This is a genomic window from Sphingomonas sanxanigenens DSM 19645 = NX02 (assembly GCF_000512205.2).
Lineage (GTDB): Bacteria > Pseudomonadota > Alphaproteobacteria > Sphingomonadales > Sphingomonadaceae > Sphingomonas_D > Sphingomonas_D sanxanigenens.
Window position 1 is genome coordinate 4,980,228 of sequence record NZ_CP006644.1, and the last position, 24,900, is coordinate 5,005,127.

General features: G+C 66.1%; 28 protein-coding genes. 4 read left to right on the plus strand and 24 right to left on the minus strand.

What is annotated here, in order from left to right; translation table 11 throughout:
- Window positions 1-50 precede the first annotated feature (50 nt).
- The 18 genes from NX02_RS22810 to efp form a co-directional block, all read right to left on the minus strand.
- Window positions 51-1,598, minus strand: coding sequence for an NADH-quinone oxidoreductase subunit M (locus NX02_RS22810; protein ID WP_025294477.1), 1,548 nt, complete (start codon window positions 1,596-1,598; stop codon window positions 51-53).
- On the minus strand, window positions 1,595-3,724 hold the full coding sequence (nuoL, locus tag NX02_RS22815) for an NADH-quinone oxidoreductase subunit L (protein ID WP_211258247.1): 2,130 nt from the start codon (window positions 3,722-3,724) through the stop codon (window positions 1,595-1,597). The genes NX02_RS22810 and nuoL overlap by 4 nt, the downstream gene beginning before the upstream one ends.
- Before the next feature lie 7 nt (window positions 3,725-3,731).
- Window positions 3,732-4,037, minus strand: coding sequence for an NADH-quinone oxidoreductase subunit NuoK (nuoK, locus tag NX02_RS22820; protein WP_025294479.1), 306 nt, complete (start codon window positions 4,035-4,037; stop codon window positions 3,732-3,734).
- Window positions 4,034-4,651: an NADH-quinone oxidoreductase subunit J gene (locus tag NX02_RS22825; RefSeq protein WP_025294480.1), complete on the minus strand. Its 618-nt coding sequence runs from the start codon at window positions 4,649-4,651 to the stop codon at window positions 4,034-4,036. The genes nuoK and NX02_RS22825 overlap by 4 nt, the downstream gene beginning before the upstream one ends.
- A 27-nt stretch (window positions 4,652-4,678) precedes the next feature.
- A complete protein-coding gene (nuoI, locus tag NX02_RS22830) occupies window positions 4,679-5,167 on the minus strand; it encodes an NADH-quinone oxidoreductase subunit NuoI (RefSeq protein ID WP_025294481.1) in 489 nt (162 codons plus the stop codon).
- Between the two features lie 40 nt (window positions 5,168-5,207).
- Window positions 5,208-6,251: an NADH-quinone oxidoreductase subunit NuoH gene (nuoH, locus tag NX02_RS22835; protein ID WP_025294482.1), complete on the minus strand. Its 1,044-nt coding sequence runs from the start codon at window positions 6,249-6,251 to the stop codon at window positions 5,208-5,210.
- On the minus strand, window positions 6,248-8,257 hold the full coding sequence (gene nuoG, locus NX02_RS22840) for an NADH-quinone oxidoreductase subunit NuoG (RefSeq protein WP_025294483.1): 2,010 nt from the start codon (window positions 8,255-8,257) through the stop codon (window positions 6,248-6,250). The genes nuoH and nuoG overlap by 4 nt, the downstream gene beginning before the upstream one ends.
- Entirely contained in the window at window positions 8,257-8,667 is a 411-nt protein-coding gene (locus tag NX02_RS22845) for a clan AA aspartic protease (protein ID WP_025294484.1), read from the minus strand. The genes nuoG and NX02_RS22845 overlap by 1 nt, the downstream gene beginning before the upstream one ends.
- Window positions 8,667-9,965, minus strand: a complete 1,299-nt coding sequence (gene nuoF, locus NX02_RS22850) for an NADH-quinone oxidoreductase subunit NuoF (protein ID WP_025294485.1) — start codon at window positions 9,963-9,965, stop codon at window positions 8,667-8,669. The genes NX02_RS22845 and nuoF overlap by 1 nt, the downstream gene beginning before the upstream one ends.
- The gene (locus NX02_RS22855; RefSeq protein WP_025294486.1) at window positions 9,966-10,631 is read right to left on the minus strand and encodes a complex I 24 kDa subunit family protein; all 666 of its coding nucleotides are present in this window, start codon (window positions 10,629-10,631) and stop codon (window positions 9,966-9,968) included.
- Window positions 10,624-10,839: a superinfection immunity protein gene (locus NX02_RS22860; protein ID WP_025294487.1), complete on the minus strand. Its 216-nt coding sequence runs from the start codon at window positions 10,837-10,839 to the stop codon at window positions 10,624-10,626. Before NX02_RS22860 ends, NX02_RS22855 begins: the two co-directional genes overlap by 8 nt.
- Entirely contained in the window at window positions 10,839-12,074 is a 1,236-nt protein-coding gene (locus tag NX02_RS22865) for an NADH-quinone oxidoreductase subunit D (RefSeq protein WP_025294488.1), read from the minus strand. The genes NX02_RS22860 and NX02_RS22865 overlap by 1 nt, the downstream gene beginning before the upstream one ends.
- The gene (locus tag NX02_RS22870) at window positions 12,074-12,928 is read right to left on the minus strand and encodes an NADH-quinone oxidoreductase subunit C (RefSeq protein WP_039996795.1); all 855 of its coding nucleotides are present in this window, start codon (window positions 12,926-12,928) and stop codon (window positions 12,074-12,076) included. The genes NX02_RS22865 and NX02_RS22870 overlap by 1 nt, the downstream gene beginning before the upstream one ends.
- A complete protein-coding gene (locus tag NX02_RS22875) occupies window positions 12,925-13,476 on the minus strand; it encodes a NuoB/complex I 20 kDa subunit family protein (RefSeq protein WP_025294490.1) in 552 nt (183 codons plus the stop codon). Before NX02_RS22875 ends, NX02_RS22870 begins: the two co-directional genes overlap by 4 nt.
- Window positions 13,467-13,859, minus strand: a complete 393-nt coding sequence (gene ndhC, locus NX02_RS22880) for an NADH-quinone oxidoreductase subunit A (protein ID WP_025294491.1) — start codon at window positions 13,857-13,859, stop codon at window positions 13,467-13,469. Before ndhC ends, NX02_RS22875 begins: the two co-directional genes overlap by 10 nt.
- A gap of 131 nt (window positions 13,860-13,990) precedes the next feature.
- Window positions 13,991-14,488 carry a YbjN domain-containing protein gene (locus NX02_RS22885; RefSeq protein WP_025294492.1) on the minus strand — a complete coding sequence of 166 codons (498 nt, stop codon included), beginning with the start codon at window positions 14,486-14,488 and terminating at the stop codon, window positions 13,991-13,993.
- A gap of 114 nt (window positions 14,489-14,602) precedes the next feature.
- On the minus strand, window positions 14,603-15,427 hold the full coding sequence (locus tag NX02_RS22890; protein ID WP_025294493.1) for an inositol monophosphatase family protein: 825 nt from the start codon (window positions 15,425-15,427) through the stop codon (window positions 14,603-14,605).
- A 148-nt stretch (window positions 15,428-15,575) separates the two neighbouring features.
- Window positions 15,576-16,139: an elongation factor P gene (gene efp, locus NX02_RS22895; RefSeq protein ID WP_025294494.1), complete on the minus strand. Its 564-nt coding sequence runs from the start codon at window positions 16,137-16,139 to the stop codon at window positions 15,576-15,578.
- A gap of 205 nt (window positions 16,140-16,344) precedes the next feature.
- Here efp and NX02_RS32775 point away from each other — a divergent pair, with 205 nt between their 5' ends.
- Window positions 16,345-16,569 (plus strand): hypothetical protein, encoded by a 225-nt coding sequence (locus tag NX02_RS32775; protein WP_025294495.1) that lies wholly within the window; start codon window positions 16,345-16,347, stop codon window positions 16,567-16,569.
- A 17-nt stretch (window positions 16,570-16,586) separates the two neighbouring features.
- Here NX02_RS32775 and thiE read toward each other — a convergent pair whose 3' ends face one another.
- Complete coding sequence (thiE, locus tag NX02_RS22905; protein WP_025294496.1) at window positions 16,587-17,306, minus strand: thiamine phosphate synthase; 720 nt, start codon at window positions 17,304-17,306, stop codon at window positions 16,587-16,589.
- A gap of 101 nt (window positions 17,307-17,407) precedes the next feature.
- Here thiE and NX02_RS22910 point away from each other — a divergent pair, with 101 nt between their 5' ends.
- On the plus strand, window positions 17,408-17,737 hold the full coding sequence (locus NX02_RS22910) for a DMT family transporter (protein ID WP_025294497.1): 330 nt from the start codon (window positions 17,408-17,410) through the stop codon (window positions 17,735-17,737).
- 132 nt (window positions 17,738-17,869) lie between these two features.
- Here NX02_RS22910 and NX02_RS32780 read toward each other — a convergent pair whose 3' ends face one another.
- From NX02_RS32780 to NX02_RS22930, 5 genes are all read right to left on the minus strand, one after another.
- Window positions 17,870-18,019 carry a hypothetical protein gene (locus NX02_RS32780; RefSeq protein WP_158014154.1) on the minus strand — a complete coding sequence of 50 codons (150 nt, stop codon included), beginning with the start codon at window positions 18,017-18,019 and terminating at the stop codon, window positions 17,870-17,872.
- Window positions 18,020-18,110: 91 nt separating this feature from the next.
- Window positions 18,111-19,019, minus strand: a complete 909-nt coding sequence (locus NX02_RS22915) for a class I fructose-bisphosphate aldolase (RefSeq protein ID WP_039996796.1) — start codon at window positions 19,017-19,019, stop codon at window positions 18,111-18,113.
- A 226-nt stretch (window positions 19,020-19,245) separates the two neighbouring features.
- Complete coding sequence (locus NX02_RS22920; protein WP_025294499.1) at window positions 19,246-21,537, minus strand: xanthine dehydrogenase family protein molybdopterin-binding subunit; 2,292 nt, start codon at window positions 21,535-21,537, stop codon at window positions 19,246-19,248.
- Complete coding sequence (locus NX02_RS22925) at window positions 21,534-22,520, minus strand: FAD binding domain-containing protein (RefSeq protein ID WP_025294500.1); 987 nt, start codon at window positions 22,518-22,520, stop codon at window positions 21,534-21,536. The genes NX02_RS22920 and NX02_RS22925 overlap by 4 nt, the downstream gene beginning before the upstream one ends.
- Window positions 22,517-23,035 carry a 2Fe-2S iron-sulfur cluster-binding protein gene (locus NX02_RS22930; RefSeq protein ID WP_025294501.1) on the minus strand — a complete coding sequence of 173 codons (519 nt, stop codon included), beginning with the start codon at window positions 23,033-23,035 and terminating at the stop codon, window positions 22,517-22,519. The genes NX02_RS22925 and NX02_RS22930 overlap by 4 nt, the downstream gene beginning before the upstream one ends.
- 281 nt (window positions 23,036-23,316) lie before the next feature.
- Between NX02_RS22930 and NX02_RS22935 the strand changes: the two genes are divergently transcribed.
- On the plus strand, window positions 23,317-24,426 hold the full coding sequence (locus NX02_RS22935; protein ID WP_025294502.1) for a Gfo/Idh/MocA family protein: 1,110 nt from the start codon (window positions 23,317-23,319) through the stop codon (window positions 24,424-24,426).
- Window positions 24,423-24,890: a cupin domain-containing protein gene (locus NX02_RS22940; protein WP_025294503.1), complete on the plus strand. Its 468-nt coding sequence runs from the start codon at window positions 24,423-24,425 to the stop codon at window positions 24,888-24,890. The genes NX02_RS22935 and NX02_RS22940 overlap by 4 nt, the downstream gene beginning before the upstream one ends.
- Window positions 24,891-24,900 lie beyond the last annotated feature (10 nt).

Genomic DNA, 24,900 nt, shown 5'->3' on the forward strand with positions numbered 1-24,900 from the left:
CTCGGCGTGGCGCACGGCAGCGCGCCACGAGCGGATATTGCAGGAGCGGATCAATGCCCGCCCCCATGCGTCACCCCTGCGCCATGCGCAGCGGCCGGCATCGGCTTGCCCAGCACGACCCGCGCATCGCCTTCCGGCTTCGCACGGCCGAGCCGCTCGACGAGCGTGCCGATATCGGCGCGCATCGGGGCCATGAAGCTTTCGGGATAGACGCCCATCCACATCACCACCGCGGCGATCGGCACCAGCAGCAGAAGCTCACGGCTGGAGAGATCCGGCATCGCCTTCACATCCTCCTTGGTGAGTTCGCCATAGGCGACCCGGCGATAGAGATAGAGCATGTAGGCGGCGCCGAGGATGATGCCGGTGGTGCATACCAGGGCGACGGTGCTCGACACCTCATAGGTCCCCATCAGCGAGAGGAACTCGCCGACGAAGCCGCTGGTCCCGGGCAGGCCGATCGACGCCATGGTGAACAGCAGGAACAGCACCGCATATCTGGGCATGTTGATCGAAAGGCCGCCGTAGCGGTCGATCTCGCGGGTGTGGAGGCGATCGTAGATCACGCCAACGCACAGGAAGAGCGCGCCCGAGACGAGGCCGTGGCTGAGCATCACGATCATCGCGCCTTCCAGCCCCTGCTGGTTGAACGCGAACAGGCCGATCGTGACGATCGCCATGTGCGCGACCGACGAATAGGCGATCAGCTTCTTCATGTCCTGCTGCACCAGCGCGACGAGGCTGGTGTAGACCACCGCGACCATCGACAGCCCGAACATCAGCCATACGAGCTGCGCCGAGGCTTCCGGGAACATCGGCAGCGAGAAGCGGATGAAGCCGTAGCCGCCCATCTTGAGCATCACGCCTGCGAGGATGACCGACCCCGCCGTCGGCGCTTCCACGTGGGCATCCGGCAGCCAGGTGTGGACCGGCCACATCGGCATCTTCACCGCGAAGCTCGCGAAGAAGGCCAGCCACAGCCAGGTCTGCGCCTGCACCGGGAAATCATAGTTCATCAGGTCGGGGATGTAGGTGCTGCCGGCTTCGCGCGTCATCCACAGCATCGCGATCAGCATCAGCACCGAGCCGAGCAGCGTGTAGAGGAAGAATTTGTAGCTGGCGTAGATCCGGCGTGCACCGCCCCAGATGCCGATGATCAGATACATCGGGATCAGGCCGGCTTCGAACATGATGTAGAACAGGAAGATATCCTGCGCCACGAACACGCCGATCATCAGCGCTTCCATCAGCAGGAAGGCCGCCATGTATTCCGGCACCCGCTTGCTGATCGCCTGCCAGCTCGCGCCGATGCAGATCGGCATGAGGAAGACGGTGAGCATGATCAGCATCAGCGCGATGCCGTCGATCCCCAGCGCCCAGGCGAAGCGCCCGAACAGCGCCTGATGCTCCACGAACTGCCACTGCGCGGCGCTGCCAGACTGGTCGAAATTCACCCAAAGCAGGATGCCGAGGACGAAATCGACCAATGTCGCGAGCAGCGCGATCCACCGCGCGTTCGACGCGCTCGCATAGAGGCACGCGATCGCCGCCACCAGCGGCACCGCGAGCATCACCGTGAGGATGGGAAAACCGTTCATCGCACCATCATCCAGGTCGCGGCCGCGGCCAGGCCGAACAGCATCACGAGCGCATAAGTGTAGAGGTAGCCGGACTGAAGCTTCGCGGTCAGCTTGCCGCCCTGGACGACGACGGCGGAGACGCCGTCGGGCCCGAAGCGGTCGATCGTGCCCTGATCACCGCGCTTCCAGAAGAAGCGGCCGATCGCGAAGGCGGGACGCACGAAGATGATGTCGTACAACTCGTCGAAATACCATTTGTGCAGCAGGAAGTCGTAGAGACCGCTGAACTGGTGGACGAACTTCGCCGGGACGTCGGTCCGCCGGATATAGGCGTACCAGGCGATGGCGAGACCGGTGAGCATGGCGATCGTCGAGGCCAGCTTCACCATCGTCGGCACCTCGTGCATCTCGTGCATCAGGTGGGTGTTGAAGGCGATCGCGCCCTTCCAGAACTCTACGCCACCTTCGGCATCGAGGAAGCTGTGGTGGAAGACCTGGCCCGCGAAGATCGCGCCCAGCGAGAGGATGATCAGCGGGATCAGCATCACGACCGGGCTTTCGTGCGGGTGATAGCCCGCGGTGCCGGTCGCGGCATGGCCGTGGCCATGATCGTCATGATGCGCGTGCGGATCGTGGCCCGCATCCTCGGCGGCCGGCGCGTCGTCATGCCCGTGGCCATGCGCGTCGTGCGCATGATCGTCATGCCCGTGGCCGTGCGCGTCGTGGACGGCGTGCTGGATATGCTCGCTGCCCGCCCAGCGCGGCGTGCCGAAGAAGGTGAGGAACACCAGGCGCCACGAATAGAAGCTGGTCAGCAGCGCGGCGAAGACGCCGACGGCAAAGGCCACCCGGCCGGTGCCGCCCGCGGCCCAGGCCGCCTCGATGATCGCATCCTTCGAGAAGAAGCCGGCGAAGCCGATCTGCGGGATCGGGCCGATGGCAAGGATGCCGACGCCGGTGATCGCCAGCGTACCGAAGGTCATCGCCCAGAAGGTGATCGGGATGTGCTTACGCAGGCCGCCATAATAGCGCATGTCCTGCTCATGGTGCATCGCATGGATCACCGAGCCCGCACCCAGGAACAGCAGTGCCTTGAAGAAGGCGTGCGTGAACAGATGGAACATGGCGGCGCCATAGGCGCCGACGCCGGCGGCGAAGAACATGTAGCCGAGCTGCGAGCAGGTCGAATAGGCGATCACGCGCTTGATGTCGGTCTGAGTCGTGCCGACGGTCGCGGCGAACAGCGCGGTCGCGGCACCCACCAGGGTCACGACGGTGAGCGCGGTGTGGCTCACCTCGAACATCGGCGAAAGGCGGCAGACCATGAAGACGCCGGCGGTGACCATCGTCGCCGCGTGGATCAGCGCCGACACCGGGGTCGGGCCCTCCATCGCGTCCGGCAGCCAGGTGTGCAGACCGAGCTGCGCCGACTTGCCCATCGCGCCGAGGAACAGCAGCAGGCAGAGCACCGTCATCAGGTCCGCACGCAGGCCGAAGGCGCCGATCGTGGCGCCCGCCATCGACGGCGCAGCGGCGAGGATCTCGGGGATCGAAATCGTGCCGAACACCAGGAAGGTGCCGAAGATGCCGAGCATGAAGCCGAGATCGCCGACGCGGTTGACGACGAACGCCTTGATCGCGGCAGCATTGGCGCTGGGCTTGCGGAACCAGAAGCCGATGAGGAGGTAGGACGCGAGGCCCACGCCTTCCCAGCCGAAGAACATCTGCACCAGGTTGTTCGCGGTCACCAGCATCAGCATCGCGAAGGTGAACAGCGACAGATAGGCGAAGAAGCGGGGCTGGTCGGGATCTTCCGACATATAGCCCCAGCTATAGAGGTGGACGAGCGCCGAGACGCTGGTGACGACCACCAGCATGATCGCGGTCAGCGTGTCGACCCGGAGCGCCCAGGCGACGTTGAGGTCGCCCGAACGGATGAAGTCCAGCACATGGACGACGATCGCCTCGCCATGCCCGCCGAGCACGCCGATGAAGATCGGCCAGCTCAGCGCACAAGCGATCAACAGCGCGCCGGTGGTGATCGCCTTGGCGACCGTGTTGCCGAGCGCGCGGTTGCCGAAACCGGCAACGATCGCTGCCAGCAGCGGCAGGAAGACGATGAGTTTGATGGAAGTTTCGGTCACCGAATGATCACCCCTTCATCCGGCTGGGATCATCGACCGCGATCGTGCCGCGGCCACGGAAATAGATGACGAGGATCGCGAGGCCGATCGCCGCCTCGCCGGCGGCGACGGTCAGCACGAACATCGCGAACACCTGGCCCACGAGGTCCCCCAGGAAGGCGCTGAACGCGACCAGGTTGATGTTCACGGACAGCAGGATCAGCTCGATCGCCATCAGGATGATGATGATGTTCTTCCGGTTGAGGAAGATGCCGAGCACACCCATCACGAACAGGATGGCCGACACGCCGAGATAATGCTGGATGCCGATCACAGCTCCACCCCCTGCCCGACGGGCTGATTGATATTGCGGGTCGCGTCTTCCGGACGGCGACGGACCTGCTTGGTGATGTTCTGCGGACGGACGCCGCCGCGCGCGCGGTGGGTCAGCACGATCGCGCCGATCATCGCCACCAGCAGCACCAGGCCGGCCGCTTCGAAGATATAGAGATAGCGGCTGTAGAGCAGCCGGCCGATCGCCTGGATGTTGGGCACGACGGCCGCATCCGGGGTCGGCGCTGCGCCGGCGCCGATCTCGATCGCGCCCGCCTTCCACACGCCGAGGCCGAACGCGATCTCGACCGCGAGGACGATCGCGAGCAGCAGCCCGATCGGCAGATATTTGGTGAAGCCCGCGCGCAGTTCCGCGAAGTCGACGTCGAGCATCATGACCACGAACAGAAACAGCACGGCGACCGCACCGACATAGACGATGACGAGCAGCATCGCGATGAACTCGGCGCCGATGATCAGCATCAGCCCGGCCGCGTTGAAGAAGGCGAGGATCAGCCACAGCACGCTGTGAACCGGGTTGCGCGACGTAATCGTCATCGCCGCGGAGGCGATCACGACGGCCGCGAACACGTAGAAGGCTATTGCCTGGATCACTTGGAAGATGTCCCCTGGCTGCGGCGCTTAACGGTAGGGTGCGTCGGCGGCAAGGTTGGCAGCGACCGCGCGCTCCCACTTGTCACCGTTCTCGAGCAGCTTCGCCTTGTCGTAGAGAAGCTCCTCGCGAGTTTCGGTCGCGAACTCGAAGTTCGGCCCTTCGACGATCGCATCAACCGGACAGGCTTCCTGGCAGAAACCGCAATAGATGCACTTGGTCATGTCGATGTCGTAGCGCGTCGTGCGGCGCGAGCCGTCCTCGCGCGGCTCGGCCTCGATCGTGATCGCCTGCGCCGGGCACACCGCTTCGCACAGCTTGCACGCGATGCAGCGTTCCTCGCCGTTGGGATAGCGGCGCAGCACATGCTCGCCACGGAAGCGGGGCGACAGCGGGTTCTTCTCGTACGGGTAGTTGATCGTCGCCTTGGGCTTGAAGAAATACTTCAAGGTCAACCAGTGCGCCTTAACGAACTCCCAGAGCGTGAACGCTTTGATGAAGTGACCCAAACTGTTCATCGAACCGCCTCGCTGCGGAAAATTGTCGTGTGTGCGGACATCAGACCATCCACCGCGTCAGCATCAGGTAACCCGACACCAGGAACACCCAGAGAAGCGACAGCGGCAGGAAGATCTTCCAGCCCAGCCTCATCAACTGGTCGTAGCGGTAGCGCGGGACCGTGGCCTTCACCCATGAGAAGACGAAGAAGAAGAACAGGATCTTGGCGAACAGCCAGATGATCCCCGGCACGGCATAGAGCGGCGCCCAATCCACCGGCGGCAACCAGCCGCCCCAGAACAGCGTCGCGTTGAGCGCGCACATCAGCAGCACGTTGCCATATTCGCCGAGCCAGAACAGCGCGAACGCCATCGACGAATATTCGGTCTGGTAACCGGCGACCAGCTCGCTCTCCGCCTCGGTGAGGTCGAACGGTGCGCGCGCGGTTTCGGCCATCGCCGAGATCAGGAAGACCACCGCCATCGGGAACAGCAGCGGGTTGAAGCCGAAGCCGTTGATGAAACCGAAGATGTGCGCCTGCTGCGCCTCGACGATCGTCGACAGGTTGAACGAGCCCGCCCACAGCACCACCGAGATCAGCACGAAGCCGATCGAGACTTCGTAGCTCACCATCTGCGCGGCGGCGCGCAGTGCCGAGTAGAACGGATATTTCGAGTTGGACGCCCAGCCCGAGATGATCACGCCGTAGACGCCGATCGAGGAGATCGCGAGAATATAGAGTAAGGCGACGTTGATGTTCGCCAGCACCACCCCGGCCTGGAACGGGATCACCGCCCAGGCGAGCAGCGCGACCGTGAAGAAGATGATCGGCGCGAGCAGGAACAGGCCCTTGTTCGCGGCGGTCGGGATGATAGTTTCCTGCAGGAACACCTTCAGGCCATCCGCGAAGCTCTGCAGCAGGCCGAGCGGGCCGACCACGTTCGGGCCGCGGCGCAGCGCCATCGCCGCCCAGATCTTGCGGTCGGCATAGATGATCATCGCCACCGCCAGCATCAGCGGCAGCGCGATCAGCAGGATGCCGATCAGCGTGGCGACGAACCAGCCGAATTCGAAACCGAGAAAGGATTGGAACCAGGCGGTCATTCCGCGGCCTCCAGGAACTGCTCACCATGCAGCAGCTCGGCCGAGCAGCGCTGCATCGTCGGGCTGGCGCGGCCGATCGAGCCGGTCAGATAGAAATCCTTGATCGGATAGCCGGCGACGCCCAACGGGCTGGCCGGCAGCGACGGTGGCGCCCACGGGAAGGCGACGAGACCTTCCTCGGCAAGTTCCGGGTGCGCTGCACCCATCTTCGCGCGAAGCGCGCCGAGCGTGTCGAACGGCAAGGTCTTGCCGAGCACGTCGGAGAGCGCACGGAAGATCGTCCAATCCTCGCGGGCGTCGCCCGGCGGGAAGACGGCGCGCTCGCCGCGCTGGACGCGGCCTTCCAGGTTCATCCAGGTGCCGCTCTTCTCGGTATAGGCCGCACCCGGCAGGATCACGTCCGCGGCATGCGCGCCCTTGTCGCCATGATGGCCGACATAGACCTTGAAGGCGGCGCCGAAGGCGGTGAAATCCACCTCGTCGGCACCCAGCAGGAACAGCAGCTTCGGCGCCTTATCGGCAACCGTGGCGATGCCGCCGGCCTGCGCATAGCCGAGCACCAGGCCCGCCATGCGGCTGGCCGAGAAGTGCAGCACGTTGAAGCCGTTCCAGCCTTCGCGCACGAGGTTGAACTGGCTCGCGAACGCCAGCGCCGCGCCATGCACGCCGTCCAGCTTGAGCGCGCCGCCGCCGACGATGATCGCCGGACGCTCGGCCTTGCCGAACAGGTCGGCAACCGCCTGGGGCAGGTTGGCGAGCACGCTCATGTCGTCGCCCAGCCACTCGACCTTGTAGGTCAGGTCGACCGGCGCGCCGATGCCATAGACCCTGGCGCCCTTCTTGATCGCCTTGCGGATCCGCGTGTTCACCAGCGGCGCTTCCCAGCGCAGGTTGGAGCCCACGATCAGGATCGCGTCGGCGGTCTCGATGCCGGCGATGGTCGAATTGAAATTGACCGCCGAAAGGCTCGACACGTCGTAGGCGAGGCCGGTCTGGCGGCCTTCGAGCAGATCCGAGCCGAGTGAGGCGAGCAGCGCCTTGGCGGCGTACATCGCCTCGGCCTCGACATAGTCGCCCGCGATCGCGGCGACGCTCGAACCGGCATTGACCGCGGCGATCGCCCTGAACGCCTCTTCCCACGTCGCCGGCACCAGCTTGCCGTCGGCGCCGCGGACGAACGGACGATCGAGCCGCTTGCGGACGAGCCCGTCGACCGCATGGCGGGTCTTGTCGCTCGCCCATTCCTCGTTGACGTCGTCGTTGACGCGCGGAAGCACGCGCAGAACCTGGCGGCCGCGGCTGTCAATGCGGATGTTGGTGCCGACCGCGTCCATAACGTCGATCGACGGCGTCTTGCGCAGCTCCCACGGGCGCGCCTCGAACGCATAGGGCTTCGAGGTCAGCGCGCCGACCGGGCACAGGTCGACGACATTGCCGGACAGTTCGGAGGTGACCGCCTTCTCCATGTAGGAGACGATCTGCATGTTCTCGCCGCGATAGATCGCGCCGATCTCCTCTACGCCGGCGACTTCCTCGGCGAAGCGCACGCAGCGCGTGCACTGGATGCAGCGGGTCATCACCGTCTTGACGATGGGACCCATATATTTCTCGGTCACCGCCCGCTTGTTCTCGTCGTAGCGGCTATGGCCCTTGCCATAGGCGATCGACTGGTCCTGCAGGTCGCACTCGCCGCCCTGATCGCAGATCGGGCAGTCGAGCGGGTGGTTGATGAGCAGGAATTCCATCACGCCTTCGCGCGCCTTCTTGACCATCGGGCTGTCCGTACGGACCTCCTGATTGTCGGCGGCGGGCAGCGCGCACGACGCCTGCGGTTTCGGCGGCCCCGGCTTCACCTCGACGAGGCACATGCGGCAGTTGCCGGCGATCGACAGCCGCTCATGATAGCAGAAACGGGGAATTTCCTTGCCCGCGGCCTCGCAGGCCTGGAGCACGGTGGCGCCGGCAGGTACCTCGACCTCGACACCGTCAACTTTGAGCTTGGGCATTATTCGCCGTCCTTCCGACCCGCAACGGCGCCAACCGCCATCGAGCCGGGTATGTTCGGGTTCATCGGATTGGCCATCAGCGTGCGGCTGAGCGGATGGATCACCAGATCCATGTCTTCCATCGGAATCGCACCGAGCAGAACCTCTTCCCCCATGACCAGCGCGCCGGCGAACGCATTGCGATTGGCAAAGCGCACGCGCACGGGGCCGGCATAGGGAATGACGCGCTTGGCGCCGTCCGCGAGCGTAATCTCACGCTCTTCGAGCACCTGCAGGCGCAACTGATTGGCGACATGCTGCGGCACGACCAGCCATGTCGAACCGCGGTCGACGAGCGCCTTCTGGACGATCGGGCTCAACGCCGCGTCCGACGGGTTCGACAGTTCGATCTCTGCGTAGACGAGGCCCATTATTCCGCCGCCTCCATCATCGGCGCCGGCCCGCGCTTGTCGGCGATGCGGCGTTCGATTTCGGGGCGGAAGTGGCGGATAAGGCCCTGGATCGGCCACGCAGCGGCGTCGCCGAGCGCGCAGATGGTGTGGCCCTCGACCTGCTTGGTCACCTCGAACAGGGTGTCGATCTCGCTGGCGTCGGCATCGCCGGTGCGCAACCGCTCCATCACGCGCCACATCCAGCCGGTGCCCTCGCGGCACGGCGTGCACTGGCCGCAGCTTTCATGCTTGTAGAAATAGCTGATACGGCTGATCGCGCGGACGACGTCGGTCGATTTGTCCATGACGATGACGGCGGCGGTGCCGAGGCCGGAGCCGAGCGCCTTGAGGCCATCGAAATCCATCGGCGCGTCCATGATCTGCGCGGCCGGCACCAGCGGCACCGACGAGCCGCCCGGGATCACCGCCAGCAGATTGTCCCAGCCGCCGCGGATGCCGCCGGCATGCTTGTCGATCAGTTCCCGGAACGGGATCGACATCGCCTCTTCGACGACGCACGGCTTGTTCACATGGCCGGAGATCTGGAACAGCTTGGTGCCGGCGTTGTTCTCGTTGCCGAAGCCCTTGAACCAGGGCGCACCGCGGCGGAGGATCGTCGGCGTGACCGCGATGCTCTCCACATTGTTCACGGTCGTCGGGCAGCCATAGAGGCCGGCACCCGCCGGGAACGGGGGCTTCAGGCGCGGCTGGCCCTTCTTGCCCTCCAGGCTTTCCAGCATCGCGGTCTCTTCGCCGCAGATATAGGCGCCGGCGCCGCGATGGACGAACACGTCGAAATCATAGCCGGAGCCGGACGCGTTCTTGCCGATGAAGCCGCGGTCATAGGCCTCGGCGACGGCCGCGAACAAGGTCTCGGCCTCGCGGATGAACTCGCCGCGGATATAGATGTAGGCGGCACGCGCGCGCATCGCATAGCCCGCGATCAGCGCGCCTTCGATCAGCTTGTGCGGATCGTGGCGGATGATCTCGCGGTCCTTGCACGATCCCGGCTCGGATTCGTCCGCGTTGATGACGAGGAAGTTCGGGCGACCGTCGCGCGGTTCCTTGGGCATGAAGCTCCACTTCATGCCGGTCGGGAAACCGGCGCCGCCGCGGCCGCGCAGGCCCGACGCCTTGATCTCGTCGATGATCGCGTCCTGGCCGCGCGCCATCAGCGCCTTGGTATCGTCCCAGTCGCCGCGCTTGATCGCTGCGTCGACGTTCCACGGCTGGAAGCCGTAGAGATTGGTGAAGATCCGATCCTTGTCGGCGAGCATTTACCAGCCCCCCCGATAGTCATGATTTTCGGAGACCATCTCCGTAAGCGTGGTCGGGCCGCCCTCGGGGCAGCTCGTCTGGCGGCCGTTCTGCGGGCCCGCCTTGGGCGAGCCGCCGGCCGCGAGCGCATCGAGGATCGCGGTCATGCTGTCATAGTCCAGGTCTTCGAAATTATCATCGTTGATCTGGACCATCGGCGCGTTGGTGCAGGCACCCAGGCACTCCACCTCGGTCAAGGTGAACAGCCCGTCGGGCGTGGTCTTGCCCTTGGCGAGGCCGCGGTTCTTGCACGCGGACATCACATCGTCCGACCCGCGCAGCATGCACGGCGTCGTACCGCAGACCTGCACATGATAGCGGCCGACCGGCGCCATGTTGTACATGGTGTAGAAGGTCACGACCTCGAACGCCCGGATATAGGGCATGCCGAGCTGCGCCGCGACGAACTCGATCACCGGCACCGGAAGCCAGCCCTGCGTGTTCGTCTCCGCACCCACCTGACGCTGCGCGAGATCGAGCAGCGGCATCAGCGCCGACGCCTGCCGCCCCTCGGGGTAGCGGGCGATGACGGTCTTCGCCTGTTCGGCATTTTCGGGCGTCCACTGGAACGCGCCCCAGCGCGCGCGAGTCTCGGCCTCATCGGGAATGTGAGCAGCGTCAGCCATGATTTTCCTCGGTCGACCGGCTCGGCAGCAGGCTCCAGACGAGCGCGCCGAGCCATCCGATCATTGTCCAGCCCGTCAGGATGTTGACGAGCAGGATCGCAACCCGCTGGCGATGGCCGCGGGCGAAGGCGATGATCGCGGGCACCGCATAAAGCGGCAGCATCACGACCAGCACGATCAGCCAGTGGATGATGGAGAGTCCGCCCACTAGCGGTCGCACTCCCCGAACACGATATCCATCGCACCCAGCACCGCGGTGGTGTCGGCAAGCATGTGGCCCTTCATCAGGAAGTCCATCGCCTGCAGGTGGCTGAACGCGGTCGGGCGGATCTTGCAGCGATACGGCTTGTTGCTGCCGTCCGACACCAGATACACGCCGAATTCACCCTTGGGGCTCTCGGTCGCGACATAGACCTCGCCCGCCGGCACGTGGAAGCCCTCGGTGTAGAGCTTGAAGTGGTGGATCAGCGCCTCCATCGAGCGCTTCATCTCACCGCGCTTCGGCGGCACGACCTTGCGATCGAAGCTGGCGATCGGCCCGTCCGGCATTTCGGCCAGGCACTGCTTCATGATCCGCGCGGATTGGCGGACCTCCTCCACGCGCACCATGAAGCGATCGTAGCAATCGCCGCTGGTGCCGACCGGCACGTCGAAGTCCATCTTCGCATAGACGTCGTAGGGCTGCGACTTGCGGATATCCCAGGGAATGCCCGAGCCGCGGATCATCGGGCCGGAGAAGCCCCAGCGCAGCGCGTCTTCCTTGCTGACGACGGCGATATCGACGTTGCGCTGCTTGAAGATGCGGTTGTCGGCCACCAGGCTGATCGCATCCTCGAACAGGCGCGGCAGGCGCGTGTCGAGCCAGTCGCCGATGTCGGCGAGCAGCTTGAGCGGCGCATCCTGGTGGACGCCGCCGGGACGGAACCACGCCGAGTGCATGCGCGCGCCGGAAACGCGCTCGAAGAAGTTGAGGCAGTCCTCGCGGATCTCGAACAGCCACAGGTTCGGCGTCATCGCGCCCACGTCCATCACATGGCTGCCCAGGTTGAGCATGTGATTGGAGATGCGGGTCAATTCCGCGAAGAACACACGCAGATACTGCGCGCGCAGCGGCACTTCGAGATCGAGCAGCTTCTCGACCGCGAGGACATAGCTGTGCTCCATGCCGAGCGGCGAACAATAGTCCAGCCGGTCGAAATAGGGCAGAGCCTGCAGATAGGTCTTGTACTCGATCAGCTTCTCGGTGCCGCGATGGAGCAGCCCGACATGCGGGTCGCAGCGCTCGACGATCTCGCCGTCAAGCTCCATCACCAGGCGCAGCACGCCGTGCGCGGCGGGGTGCTGCGGGCCGAAATTGATCGTGTAGTTCTGGATCTCGACATCGCCCGGCGTCGGATCCGCCGCCGTGACATGCGCTTCCAGCTCTTCGAGATGGCTCGCCATCACTGGTCACCCTTGGGCTTGATCACCGTCTTCGGCTCGTCGCCATCGTCGCCGGGCTTGCCTTCGCCCGATTCCCTGGCGGCGAGCGTGCTGGCGGGCTCGCCCGCCCCGGTGTCGCTCTTCTTCTCGGTCGTCTTCGGCGTCTCTGCCGGCGTCGCCTTCGGCGACTGCGCGGCGTCGGCCTTCACGATGTCGTCGGCCTTCAGCGGCGTCGGCGCGCCCTTGGCTTCGGGCAGCTTCGCCTTCTCGTCGCCGGGCAGCACATATTCGGCGCCTTCCCATGGCGAGGTGAAGTCGAAGGTGCGGAAGTCCTGCGCCAGCTTCACCGGCTCATAGACGACGCGCTTCTCTTCCTCGGAATAACGCAGCTCGACATAGCCGGTCAGCGGGAAATCCTTGCGCTGCGGATGGCCGCGGAAGCCATAGTCGGTGAGGATGCGGCGCAGGTCCGAATTGCCTTCGAACAGCACGCCGTACATGTCGTACACCTCACGCTCGAGCCAGCCGGCGACAGGCCAGATCGCGGTGACGGACGGCACCGGCTTCTCCTCGTCGGTCATCACCTTCACGCGAACGCGATGGTTTTTCGTGACCGACAGCAAGTGGTAGCAGACCTCGAACCGCTCCGCGCGATCCGGATAGTCGACGCCGGCGATCTCCATGAGCTGCTGGTACTGCAGCGCCGGATCGTCGCGCAGCGCGATCATCGCGTCGTAGAGCGCGGTGCGCGCGACGACGAGCGAGACCTCACCCACCAGATCATAGGCATCGACGAGCGCCGCGCCGATCGCGGCACGCGCGGCATCGATCACGCCGTCATTGGGCGCATAGACAGGGGCCGGACTGCTGCTCACCGTTCGATCGTCCCCGCGCGGCGGATCTTCCGCTGCAATTGCATGATGCCGTAAAGCAAGGCCTCGGCGGTCGGCGGGCAGCCGGGTACGTAGATATCGACCGGCACGATGCGGTCGCAGCCGCGCACGACGCTGTAGCTATAATGATAGTAGCCGCCGCCATTGGCGCAGCTGCCCATCGAGATGACGTATTTCGGCTCCGACATCTGGTCGTAGACCCGGCGGAGCGCAGGCGCCATCTTGTTGCACAGCGTGCCGGCGACGATCATCACGTCCGACTGGCGCGGCGACGCGCGCGGCGCTGCACCGAAACGCTCCATGTCGTAACGCGGCATGTTCACATGGATCATCTCGACCGCGCAGCAGGCGAGGCCGAACGTCATCCACCACAGCGAACCGGTGCGGGCCCACTGGAACAGTTCCTCGGTCGAGGTGACGAGAAAACCCTTGTCACCCAGTTCCGCGTTGAGATCCTTGAAGAAGGCGGGATCGGGGTCCGTACCGGGAGCCACCGGCATCCGGACCTGGGGCGACAATTCTACTCCCATTCGAGCGCCCCCTTCTTCCAGGCGTAAATGTAGCCGAGCACCAGCTCGGCAAGGAAAATCATCATGGCAATCCAACCGGCCCAGCCGATCCCGCCATCCGCTTCCTTGCCCAGCGAAACCGCCCACGGAAACAGGAAGGCAGCTTCGAGGTCGAAGATGATGAACAGGATGGCGACGAGATAGAAGCGAACGTCGAACTGGCTGCGCGAGTCCTCGAACGCAGGGAAGCCGCACTCATATTCGGTCAGCTTTTCCGGAGAAGGCTTGTGCGCGCCGGTGAACCGAGCGGCGATCATCGGCAGGAACACGAAGGCCGTCGAGAGCAGCAGGGCGACGCCAAGAAACAACAAGATGGGCAGATATCCAGCGGCGACGGACGCCATGCGACTTTCTCCGGAATATACCGCTGGCCCGCGGCTTTTTCGGAGCCGGCTTTAGGACTGCTGCACGTGCGAAGCAAGGCTTCGGGAGTGTGAGAATGACTCGCAAAACCGCGGTGTTCCGCGGCCTGAAATCAGGCGCCGATGTGTCGCTCGAACGCCGCCATCAGGCGAATCCACTCGTCCACGCTGTCGGCGAGATTGTCGCGCGCGACGCCGCCCTTGGCAAGATTGACATCCATTTCGATGACCGCCTTGCCGGCCGGATCCAGATAGGCGCGGGCGAAGCGGTTGGCGGCATTCCAGCCGTTCAACGATTCAAGCGTGGCGCCGGCGGCGGCGTAGTCGGCATAGAATTGGACGGTCGAACACGCACGGTTTTCCGTGCATCCCATGAGGATGACCGCGAAAGGGGAACCCGCCGCGCTGCTGAAGATGTGCGGCATGCCATCCCGCTCGGACGCGACATCCGCCTTGTAGCCCTGAGCGGTCAGCACGCCGGCGAGCGTATCGAGTTCGGCGCCGACATTGCGGGTAACGGAGGGCTTGGGCGCGGCAGGCCGGGCGACCTCGGGCTCCGGCGGCCCCGCCTGGGCCGACGCTGCCGACGCAATCGGCAAGAGCGCCAACATCAATGGCGCCGCTCTCAATTGCGCATGCGACCGCCTCATGGCGCCTCTCCGTTTTATTCTGTTTCCAGCATGCATCCGCCGGCGTCCAATTACAACGCCGACTGCAGAGGCCGCTCAGCGCAGCCCCTTGAGCGCCCCTCCGACCAGCTTGTGCAGTTTCGAATGCAGGCTGTCGTTCGCCGCAAGCAGCTCGCGCCGGTCGATCGGGCGGTCGCCGCCGCGATAGTCGGTCACGAAGCCGCCGGCCTCGCGGACGAGCAATATGCCCGCCGCGGCGTCCCACGGCTGGAGATGGCTTTCCCAGAACCCGTCGAACCGGCCCGCCGCCACCCAGGCGAGGTCGAGCGCGGCGGAACCCAGGCGGCGGATGCCTGCCACTTCCGGCGCGACGGCGGCGAAGATCGCACTCCACGTCTTGAAGTCGCCGTGGCCGAGAAACGGAATGCCGGTGGCGATCAGCGAGTCGGCGAGGTCGCGCCGCGCGGACACGCGCAGGCGGCGGTCCTGCAGCCAGGCACCGCGGCCCTTTTCCGCCCAGAAGCTCTCATCGGTCAGCGGCTGGTAGACGAGACCGTGCGTGATCTCGGACTTGCCGCCGGCACCGCGTGGATCCTCGACCGCGATCGCAATCGAGAAATGCGGGATGCCGTGCAGAAAGTTGCTGGTGCCGTCGAGCGGATCGATGATCCAGCGCGGCTTGTCGGGATCGCCTTCGATCTCGCCGCCTTCCTCCAGCAGGAAGCCCCAGTCGGGCCGCGCCTTCTTGAGCTCTTCATACAGCGTCTGTTCGGCCTGCTTGTCGGCCATCGAGACGAAGTCCGCCGGCCCCTTGCGCGAGACCTGGAGGTTCTGGACCTCGTTGAAGTCACGACGCAGCCGCGGCGCCGCCTTGCGCGCCGCACGCTCCATGATGGTCAGAAGGCCGGAATGCGAAACCATATATTTTTCTTCCTTAGCCCTCTCCCCTCCGGGGAGAGGGACAGCGGCGGCGAAGCGGCCGCAGGGAGAGGGGCGGTATCATCAGGCGAGGAGCAGGAGGACAGCCCCCTCTCCCCGACCCTCTCCCCGGAGGGGAGAGGGAGAAGGCTCAGTCAGCCCGCTTGACGTAGGTCTGCTCGTAGACGTCCACGACGATGCGGGTGCCGGCCGAGATGTGCGGCGGCACCATCACGCGCACGCCATTGTCGAGCACGGCGGGCTTGTAGCTGGATGAAGCGGTCTGGCCCTTCACGACGGCGTCGGCCTCGACGATCGTCGCTTCGATCTGGTCGGGGAGCTGAACACTGATCGGGCGCTCGTCGTAAAGCTCCATCACCACGTCCATGCCGTCCTGCAGGAAGGCCGCGGCATCGCCCAGGATGCCCTTGTCGAGCGTGACCTGGTCGTAATTGTCCTTGTCCATGAAGGTCAGCATGTCGCCATCAGCGAACAGGAACTGGAAATCCTTGGTGTCGAGGCGCACGCGCTCCACCGTCTCGGCCGAACGGAAGCGGACATTGTTCTTGCGTCCGTCGATCAGGTTCTTCAGCTCCACCTGCATGTAGGCGCCGCCCTTGCCGGGCTGGGTGTGCTGGATCTTCACGGCGCGCCAAAGCCCGCCCTCATATTCGATGATGTTGCCGGGACGAATGTCCACGCCGCTGATCTTCATGTTCGTCTCACGATGTTGAAAAGAGCCGGGTGCGGCCTTTACTCTTCGGCGCCGTCAACGGCAAGCATGGTGACCGCGGGGGAAAATTGCGGCCGGGACCGTCATTCGGTCGCTTCTGTCCAATCGCCCGCAATCCGAATCACGTATTGCAGCCGCAACGAGGGCCGCCCGTCGAGGCGGCGATCAGGGATCATCGGAGCGCAAGATGTCGGAGTGTGAGAAGGGGCGCGAGTCGCGTCCGGCGGATAAGTCGGTTCGGAATTCGGTGCCGGTGCGCCGGCCGCCGCCGGCGGCGGGACTGTTCGGAAAGCTTTGCCCGGCCGAGCCGGCCCCGCGCCGCGACTGCCGCGCGCTACCCACCACCGCCGAATTCCAGGCGCGCTTCGTGGCCGCCGCCATCCGCAACCCCGCCCCGCGGCAGCAGGCCTGATCGTCAGACGGCGTGGCTCAGCCCAGCACCGCCGCGAACGCCTTCATTGCCGCCGCCTCGCCTTCGGGCGCTTGCCACACCGCGCCGCTCACCGCGAGGAAATCGGCGCCGGCGGCGATCAGTGGGGGCGCATTGGCAGGTGTGATGCCGCCGATCGCGACGCACGGCAGCTCGAACAGGGTCGTCCACCAGCTCAGGATCGACGGTTCGGGCCGGTGGCGCGTCTGCTTGGTCGTGGTCGGAAAGAAGGCGCCGAACGCGACATAATCGGCCCCCGCCTCGCCGGCCGCCATCGCGAGATGCCGGCTGTCATGGCAGGTCACGCCGATCTGCGCGTCGGGCCCGAGCATCTGGCGCGCCTCGCGCGGATCGCCATCCTCCTGGCCCAGATGCACGCCGTCCGCACCCAGCCGCTTCGCCAGCGCGGCACTGTCGTTGACGATGAACGCCACCTCGCGCGCGGCGCAGATCTTCTGCAGCGGCTCGGCCAGCCGCGCGGCCTGATGCTGGTCGACGCCCTTCACCCGAAACTGGAACGCGGCGACCGGCGCCGCATCGAGCGCGCGCGAAAGCCGGTCGGCGAAATCGCCCGACACGTCGGCCGGCGAGACCAGATAGAGCTGGCAGGGCGGCCGCCGGTCGTCGCGCTCGAAGCGATCGGCAAAACCGGGGTCCAGCCTCAGTTCGTCCGCGATCGCCGGCAGGTCACCCTCGCCCGCATCGGTTCCGTTCTGCATGCCACACTCCCTTGCACTGATCCGCGCCCCTTCCCCCGCCGCGCTCCGGCGGTCAAGTCGGCAGCATTTGCCCGCGCATGCCGGCGCGCTAGACAGCGGCGATGGCCTATCTCTACCTGTTGATCGCGATCGTCGCCGAGGTGACGGCGACCTCCTTCCTCAAGCAGTCGGCCGGCTTCACCCGCCCGCTGGCGACGGCGGTGACGATCGCCGGCTACGGCATCGCCTTCTATTGCCTGTCGCTCACCCTGCGCGACGTGCCGACGGGCATCGCCTACGCGATCTGGTCGGGCATCGGCATCGTACTGGTCGCGGCGGTGGCGTGGATCGCCCAGGGCCAGAAGCTCGACGCACCGGCAATGATCGGCATGGCGCTGATCATCGCCGGCGTCGTCGTGATGAATCTGTTCTCGAAGACAGCCGCGCACTGACCGCCGGCGGCGCACACATCACTGCGCCATGATCTCCGCCTGCGCGACACCGATCCGTTCCAGGGCATGGCTCATCGGTGCGAGCGACGCCGCGAGCTTCATCATGACTTCCGGCTTCGGCGATTTGCGAATTTACGCCGCGGATTTGCGCAGCCGCCGGCCGAAGGCCGTGGACAATGTGAAGGTTTCGCGCTGCACGCCGGCGGCGGCGATCGCCTTGGCGAGCAGCGCTTTGGACTGGGCCAGCTTGCTTCTGAGTTCGACCACCGTCGGGCGCACCATCGTCGACGCAGCCCCAAGGGTCGTTCTGGCCGATCATCCGGCCGCAGTCGAGCGGAGAGCGGCGCCGAAGCACCGCTCCCCCAAGCCGGACTTATTCCTCGCCCTTGTAGATGCGGACGAGCTTGTCGAGCATCGCCAGCGCTTCGCCGCGCTCGCGCTGGAAGGTGTTGCGGCCGATGATCGAGCCGTTGCCGCCACCGTCACGGATGTCGATCGCATCTTGATAGACCGCGTCGGCGCCCTTGGCGGCGCCGCCCGAGAAGACCACGATGCGACGGCCGGCGAAGCAGCTCTGTACGACGTGCGCGACGCGCTTCGCCTGGGTGGAGCCGTCGAAGCCCTCATAGGCCTTCTTGGCGTCCTTCTGCTCGATATGGTCGGTCGGCAGCTTCACCTTGATGATGTGCGCGCCGAGCAGCGCCGCCATGTGCGCCGCATAGGCACCGACATCGAGCGCCAGTTCGCCGCTCTTGGGCAGCACGCCGCCGCGCGGGTAGGACCAGATCACGGTGGCGATGCCGACCGACTTGGCCTCCGCCGACATTTCCCGGATCTCTTCCATCATGTCGAACACGTCGTCCGCACCCGGATAGATGGTGAAGCCGATCGCCGAACAGCCGAGGCGCAGCGCGTCTTCGACGCCGCCGGTCACCGCCTGGTTGATGCCGGTCGCCCAGCTGTTGGAGCTGTTGACCTTGAGGATGGTCGGGATCTGGCCGGCGAAGGTCGCGGCGCCTGCTTCCAGCATGCCGAGCGGCGCGGCATAGGCCGACAGGCCGGCGTCGATCGCGAGCTGGAAATGATAATGGGGATCATAGGCCGGCGCATTCACGGAGAAGCTGCGCGCCGGGCCATGCTCGAAGCCCTGATCGACGGGGAGGATGATCAGCTTGCCGGTGCCACCCAGACGCCCCTGCATCAGGATGCGGGCGAGATTCGCCTTCACGCCGGGATTGTCGGACTCGTAGTTCGCGAGAATGGCCTTAACCGTCGGCGTCATCGGAATCCCCTGTGTTGCTTGTGTCTGCGATGGGCCTGATAGCCACGCGATTGCTGCGTCGCAACAGGAGCGATTGCTGCGCTTTCCTGCCCTTTCCCTTCAGCGGAGCGGGCGGAGGCCGGGAATGACGGCAGGGTTCGATCCCTCCGGCGGCTCCAAGTTCCGGCCTTGCCGGAGGCTCGCTGCGCTCGCCCCAACCCCATCCCTCCCATGAAGAGGTCTGAAGCTACAACAGCTTGTCCAGCGTGATCGGCAAGTCCCTGATCCGCTTCCCCGTCGCGTTGAAGATCGCGTTGGCGATCGCGGCGGCGGTTCCGGTAATGCCGATCTCACCGATGCCGCGAGCGCCCAATGGCGTGTGCGGATCGGGTATGTCGGTCCAGATCACGTCGATCTCGGGAACGTCGAGGTGCACCGGCACATGATATTCGGCGAGGCTGGCGTTCATGATCCGGCCACTGCGCTCGTCGAACTCCGTCGCCTCGGTAAGGGCGAGACCGATCCCCATGATGATGCCGCCGCGGAACTGGCTGGTCGCGGTCTTGGGATTGAGGATGCGTCCGCAATCGAAGGAGCCCAGGAAACGCCGCACCCGCACCTCGCCGGTGATTGCGTTCACCCCCACCTCGGCGAATTGGGCGGCGGTGGAGTGCATCGAATATTTCATCAGCTCCAAAGGCATCGGCGCGCTCTCCTCCGCCTCGACGGAGGCGCGCTGCGCGCGCGCGAGGATCGAGGTGTAGGTTTCGAACCGCGTCGCATCCGTCGCATGGGCGAGCCCGCCATCGCGCGCGACCACCTCATCAGGCTTGAGGCCGGCGAGCGGGCTGTCGTTGCCGGCGAGCTTGAGCAGTTCGGCGATCACCGCTTCCGCCGATGCGATCACCGCAGCCAAGGTCGCGGCGGTCTGCGAGGAGCCGCCCGCCATCGCACCGGCGGGCAGGCTGCTCTCGCCATATTCGAAGGTGACGTCCTCCAGCGCGAGACCGAGCCGGTCGGCGACATGCTGCACCTGCACGGTCGCCGTGCCCATGCCCATCTCGTGCGCGGCGGTGGAGACGGTCGCGGTGCCGTCCGCATCCAGCCGCAGCCGCGCGGCGTTGCCCGGCATCCGGTAATAGGGGTAGGTGCCAGTGGCGACGCCCATGCCGATCAGCCATTCGCCCTCGCGCCGGCTGCCCGGCACCGGATTGCGCTTGTCCCAGCCGAAGCGGGCGGCGCCATCGGCATAGGCTTTCAACAGATGGCGCGCCGAAAAGGCATTGCCGCTCGTCGGATCCTTTTCCGGCTCGATCCGGCGGCGCAGCTCGATCGGATCGATGCCGAGGTCGAACGCCAGCTCGTCCAGCGCGGATTCGAGCGCGAAGGTGCCGACAGATTCTCCCGGCGCGCGCATGAAGGTGTTGGCGAGCATGTCGAGCTCGGTGATCTTCTGCTCCAGCCGGAAATTCTCCGCGGCATAGAGATGCCGTGCCGGAAAGGTAAATTGCTCCGGACAATCGTTGTTCGCGCTCATCGCAGCCACGCCGCTGTGGATCAGCGCCGACAATGTGCCATCCGCGCTGGCGCCGAGCGCGACGCGCTGTTCGGTCAAGGTGCGGCCGCCGACCAGCCGGTAGACGCTCTCGCGGCTGAGCATGAGCTTGACCGGCCTGCCCGCCAGCTTCGACGCCGCCGCGGCGAGGATCTGGTGCGACCATAGCCCCTTGCCGCCGAACCCGCCGCCGACGAAGGGCGAGCTGACGCGTACCTGCTCCGGCTGCAGCCCGAAGATGTCCGCGACGTTGGCGGCGGTGCCGCCGATCATCTGCGTGGCATCGTGCAGGATCAGCGTCTCACCCTCCCACCGCACCGTCGCGGCGTGGAGTTCGATCGCGTTATGGTTGTGGCGCGGGGTGCGATAGACCTGATCGACCCTGAACGCCGCCGCCGCATGTGCGGCCTCGGCATCGCCGATCTCCATCAGCGGCGCCTCGCCAAGGATGGAGCCGGGATGCTTCGCCTGCGCTTTGGCGGCGCCGAAGGCGGTGGTCGCCGGTTCTGCCTCGTAGGTCACGGTCACGAGGCTGGCGGCATGATCCGCCTGCTCCTGCGTTTCGGCGAGCACCACCGCTACCGCTTCGCCGTTCCAGTGGATCGCGGCGTCCTGCATGACGGGCAGGTTGCTGCCCGAGACGCCGTTGCCGTCCATGAATGCCTTCGGCCGGTTGAGCCTTGGCGCGTTCCTGTAGGTCATCACCAGCGCAACACCCGGCGCGGCCTCGGCCGCAGCGGTCTCCAGCGTGGCGATACGGCCGCGGGCGATGCTCGAATGGACGATTGCGGCGTGGAGCAGCCCCTCCATCGCCACCTCGGCGGCGAAGCGCGCCTGGCCCTGCACCTTGAGATTGCCGTCGATCCGCGAGACCGGCGTGCCGACATGTCCGTGCCGCGCGCGCAGCGGCGCGTGCGTGGCGCCGGGCAGCAGGGTATCGGGCACGTAGCGCAGCGCGGTCTTCATGATGTCCATCAGCGTCATGCCGCGTCTCCTGCAAGGCCCGCCAGCACGGCACTGATCGTCCGCCGCGCGAGTTCGATCTTGAAGCCGTTATGGGCCAGCGGCACCGCCTGGCCGAGTTCCGCCTCGGCGGCCGCCTCGAACAGCGCCGGCGTCGCCTTCTCACCGCGCAGGCGCGCCTCCGCTGCGGCGGCGCGCCACGGCTTGTGCGCGACGCCGCCCAGCGCCAGCCGCACGTCGCGGATCGTGTCGTCGGCATCGAGATCGAGCGCGGCGGCCACCGAGACGAGCGCGAAGGCATAGCTCGCCCGGTCGCGCACCTTGCGATAGGCAGAGCGCGTCGCGAAGGGCAGCGACGGCACCTCGACGGCGATGATCAACTCTCCCGGCCGCAATGCGGTTTCCTGCCCCGGCGTGTCGCCGGGAAGGCGGTGGAAATCATCGAACGGCAGGCTGCGGGCACCGTCGGGCCCGTCGAGATGCACCGTTGCGCCGAGGGCGGCGAGCGCCACGCACATGTCCGACGGATGCGTCGCGACGCAGGCCGACGACGCGCCGAGGATCGCGTTGACGCGGTTGAAGCCCGCGATTGCGTCGCAGCCGGCGCCGGCCGCCCGCTTGTTGCAGGCGGCGGCATCGTCATAGAAATAGAGGCAACGGGTGCGCTGGAGGATGTTGCCGCCCACCGTCGCCATGTTGCGGATCTGCGCGGAGGCGCCGGCGAGGATCGCACGGGCAAGCAGGGGGTAGCGCGTGCGCACGCGATGATCGCCGGCGACGGCGCTGTTCTTCGCCGCCGCACCGATCAGCAGCCCGCCATCGGCGGTGTCGGCAATATCGGCGGAAAGGCCGGTGACGTCGACCAGCCGGTCCGGAGCCTCGATTCCCTCGCGCATCAGATCGACGAGATTGGTGCCGCCGCCGAGATATTTGGCGCCGGCGATCGCACCCTGGCGGATGGCGGCCGTGGTGTCGGCGGCGCGGTCGTAACTGAAGGGTGTCATGCCGCCTGCTCCGTTTGCCGCTGGGCGTAGGTTTCGGCGATGGCGGCGACGATGCCGTTATAGGCGCCGCAGCGGCACAGATTGCCGCTCATCCGTTCACGCAGTTCATCATGATCGAGTGCGATCGATTCGGCGGAGAGGTCCTGCGTGACGTTGCTCGGCAGGCCCCGCGCCACCTCCCCGGCCATCGCGACCGCCGAGCAGAGCTGGCCGGGCGTGCAATAGCCGCACTGGAAGCCGTCGTGCACGACGAACGCCCGCTGCAGCGGGTGCAGGCCTTCGCTGCCGGCGAGCCCTTCGACCGAGACGATCTCGCGCCCCTGATACTGGACCGCGAGCGCGAGGCAGCCATTGATGCGTTCACCGTCGACCAGCAATGTGCACGCCCCGCAGGCCCCCTGGTTGCACCCCTTCTTCGCCCCGGTCAGCCCGAGATGGTCGCGCAGAAGGTCGAGCAACGAGGTCCGGGCATCGACCTCGATGTCGATCGCCGCGCCATTGATCGTAAACCGCATGAATTCGCCTCCGCCGTGACGGACGCCTGCCGAAGGCGCCGCAGATGGAAACACCGTGCGATCGAATTGGGTCCCCAAGTGCCGCGCATGGTCCGTCGATATGCTGTATGACAGATTTGCAGGAATCCTCGCGAAATCGGCCAAAGACCGCGCGATTTTCTTGAACTTGCCAGACAGATTATCTAGCCTCCGCGTTAGCGCTACCGCCGTACCGGTCGCGACGATCAAGGATGCCGCAACGGCACTGGCGGACACGCGGATCCTATAGGGGAGGAAGACGGATGGATTTCGATCGACGCGACATCCTGTTGTCGGCCGCGGCGGCTTTGGTCGCCGGGTCGAGCGGCGCGGCACGGGCGGCCACCGGGCGGCCGTTCGGCTACGCGATCGTCGGCCTCGGCCAATACGGCCTCAAGACGATCATCCCGCAATTCGCGAACTGCGCGCACAGCCGGCTGGCGGCGGTGGTCAGCGGCGATCCCGCGAAGGCCGCGCGCGTCGCGGCCGAACATGGCCTGCCCGCGAGCGCAATCTATTCCTACGAGACGTTCGACACCATCCGGAACAACCCGGACGTCGACATCGTCTATGTCTGCCTGCCCAATTCGATGCATGCCGAATACACGATCCGCGCCGCGCGCGCGGGCAAGCATGTGATGTGCGAGAAGCCGATGGCGATTTCGGTCGCCGAGTGCGAGGCGATGATCGCGGCATGCAAGACGGCGAAGCGCAAGCTGATGATCGGCTATCGCTGCCATTTCGAGGCCACCAATCTGGAAGCGATTCGGCTGGCTTCGAGCGGCGCGATCGGCAAGCTGCGCTACGTTCGATCCGAACATGGCTTCGTGATGCGCGATCCGTCGCTCTGGCGGCTGAAGCGGGCGCTTTCCGGTGGGGGGTCGCTGATGGATATCGGCATCTATGCGCTGCAGGCCTCGCGCTACCTGACCGGCGAGGAGCCGGTCGCCGTGTATGCGCGGGAATCGACGGATCGCAGCGATCCGCGCTTCACCGAGGTGGAGGACATGATCGACTTCACGCTGGAATTCCCATCCGGCGTGATGGCCGGCTGCTATTCGATGTACAGCGCCAACCAGAACCGCGTGCTGGTGATGGGCGACAAGGGCCGCGTCGAGCTGGAACCGGCGACCCGCTACGCAGGCAACCGGATGTGGACCGGGCGCGACGGGCGCGAGCAGGAAGTGACGCCGCCTGCCACCCCGCACAAGACCCAGTTCGCCGGGCAGCTCGACCATCTCGTGCAATGCGTGAGGACCGGCAACGAGCCGATCGTGTCGGGCGAGGAAGGGCTACGCGACATGCGGATCATCGAGGCGATCTATCGATCCGCGCGCGAAGGGCGGCGGATCCAGCTGGGCGCCAAGGCATGATCGCGCGCGTCGCCGCCGCGGCGCTGCTGGCGCTTGCCCTCCCGGCCGCCGCGCAGGCACCGGCCGGTTTCGCCCCATCTGCCGAGGTCCGCGAGAAGGTGGCGGCGATGGCGCAGGCGATGAAGCCCGATCAGGGGTTCATCGCCCAGCCCCTGGTCGGTGACGGCAAGACCGTCGCCGCGCTGGAATATTGGCGCAAGCCCGGGCGGCCGGCGGTGCATCCCGACGAAGCCGAATATGCGATCGTCGTCGAGGGCGCGGGCACGCTGATCATGGGCGGCACGCTGGTCGATCCCGTGGTGCGGCGGCCGGGGCTGACCGAGGGCAGCCGGATCGAGGGCGGCACGACCCACAGGCTTGCCCCTGGCGACGTCATGCTGATCCCGGCGGGCGCGCCGCACTGGTTCGGAATCGAGGACACCCACCTGGTGCTGCTGGGAATCAAGCTGCCGAAGGGTCCCTGACCGCGCGGCG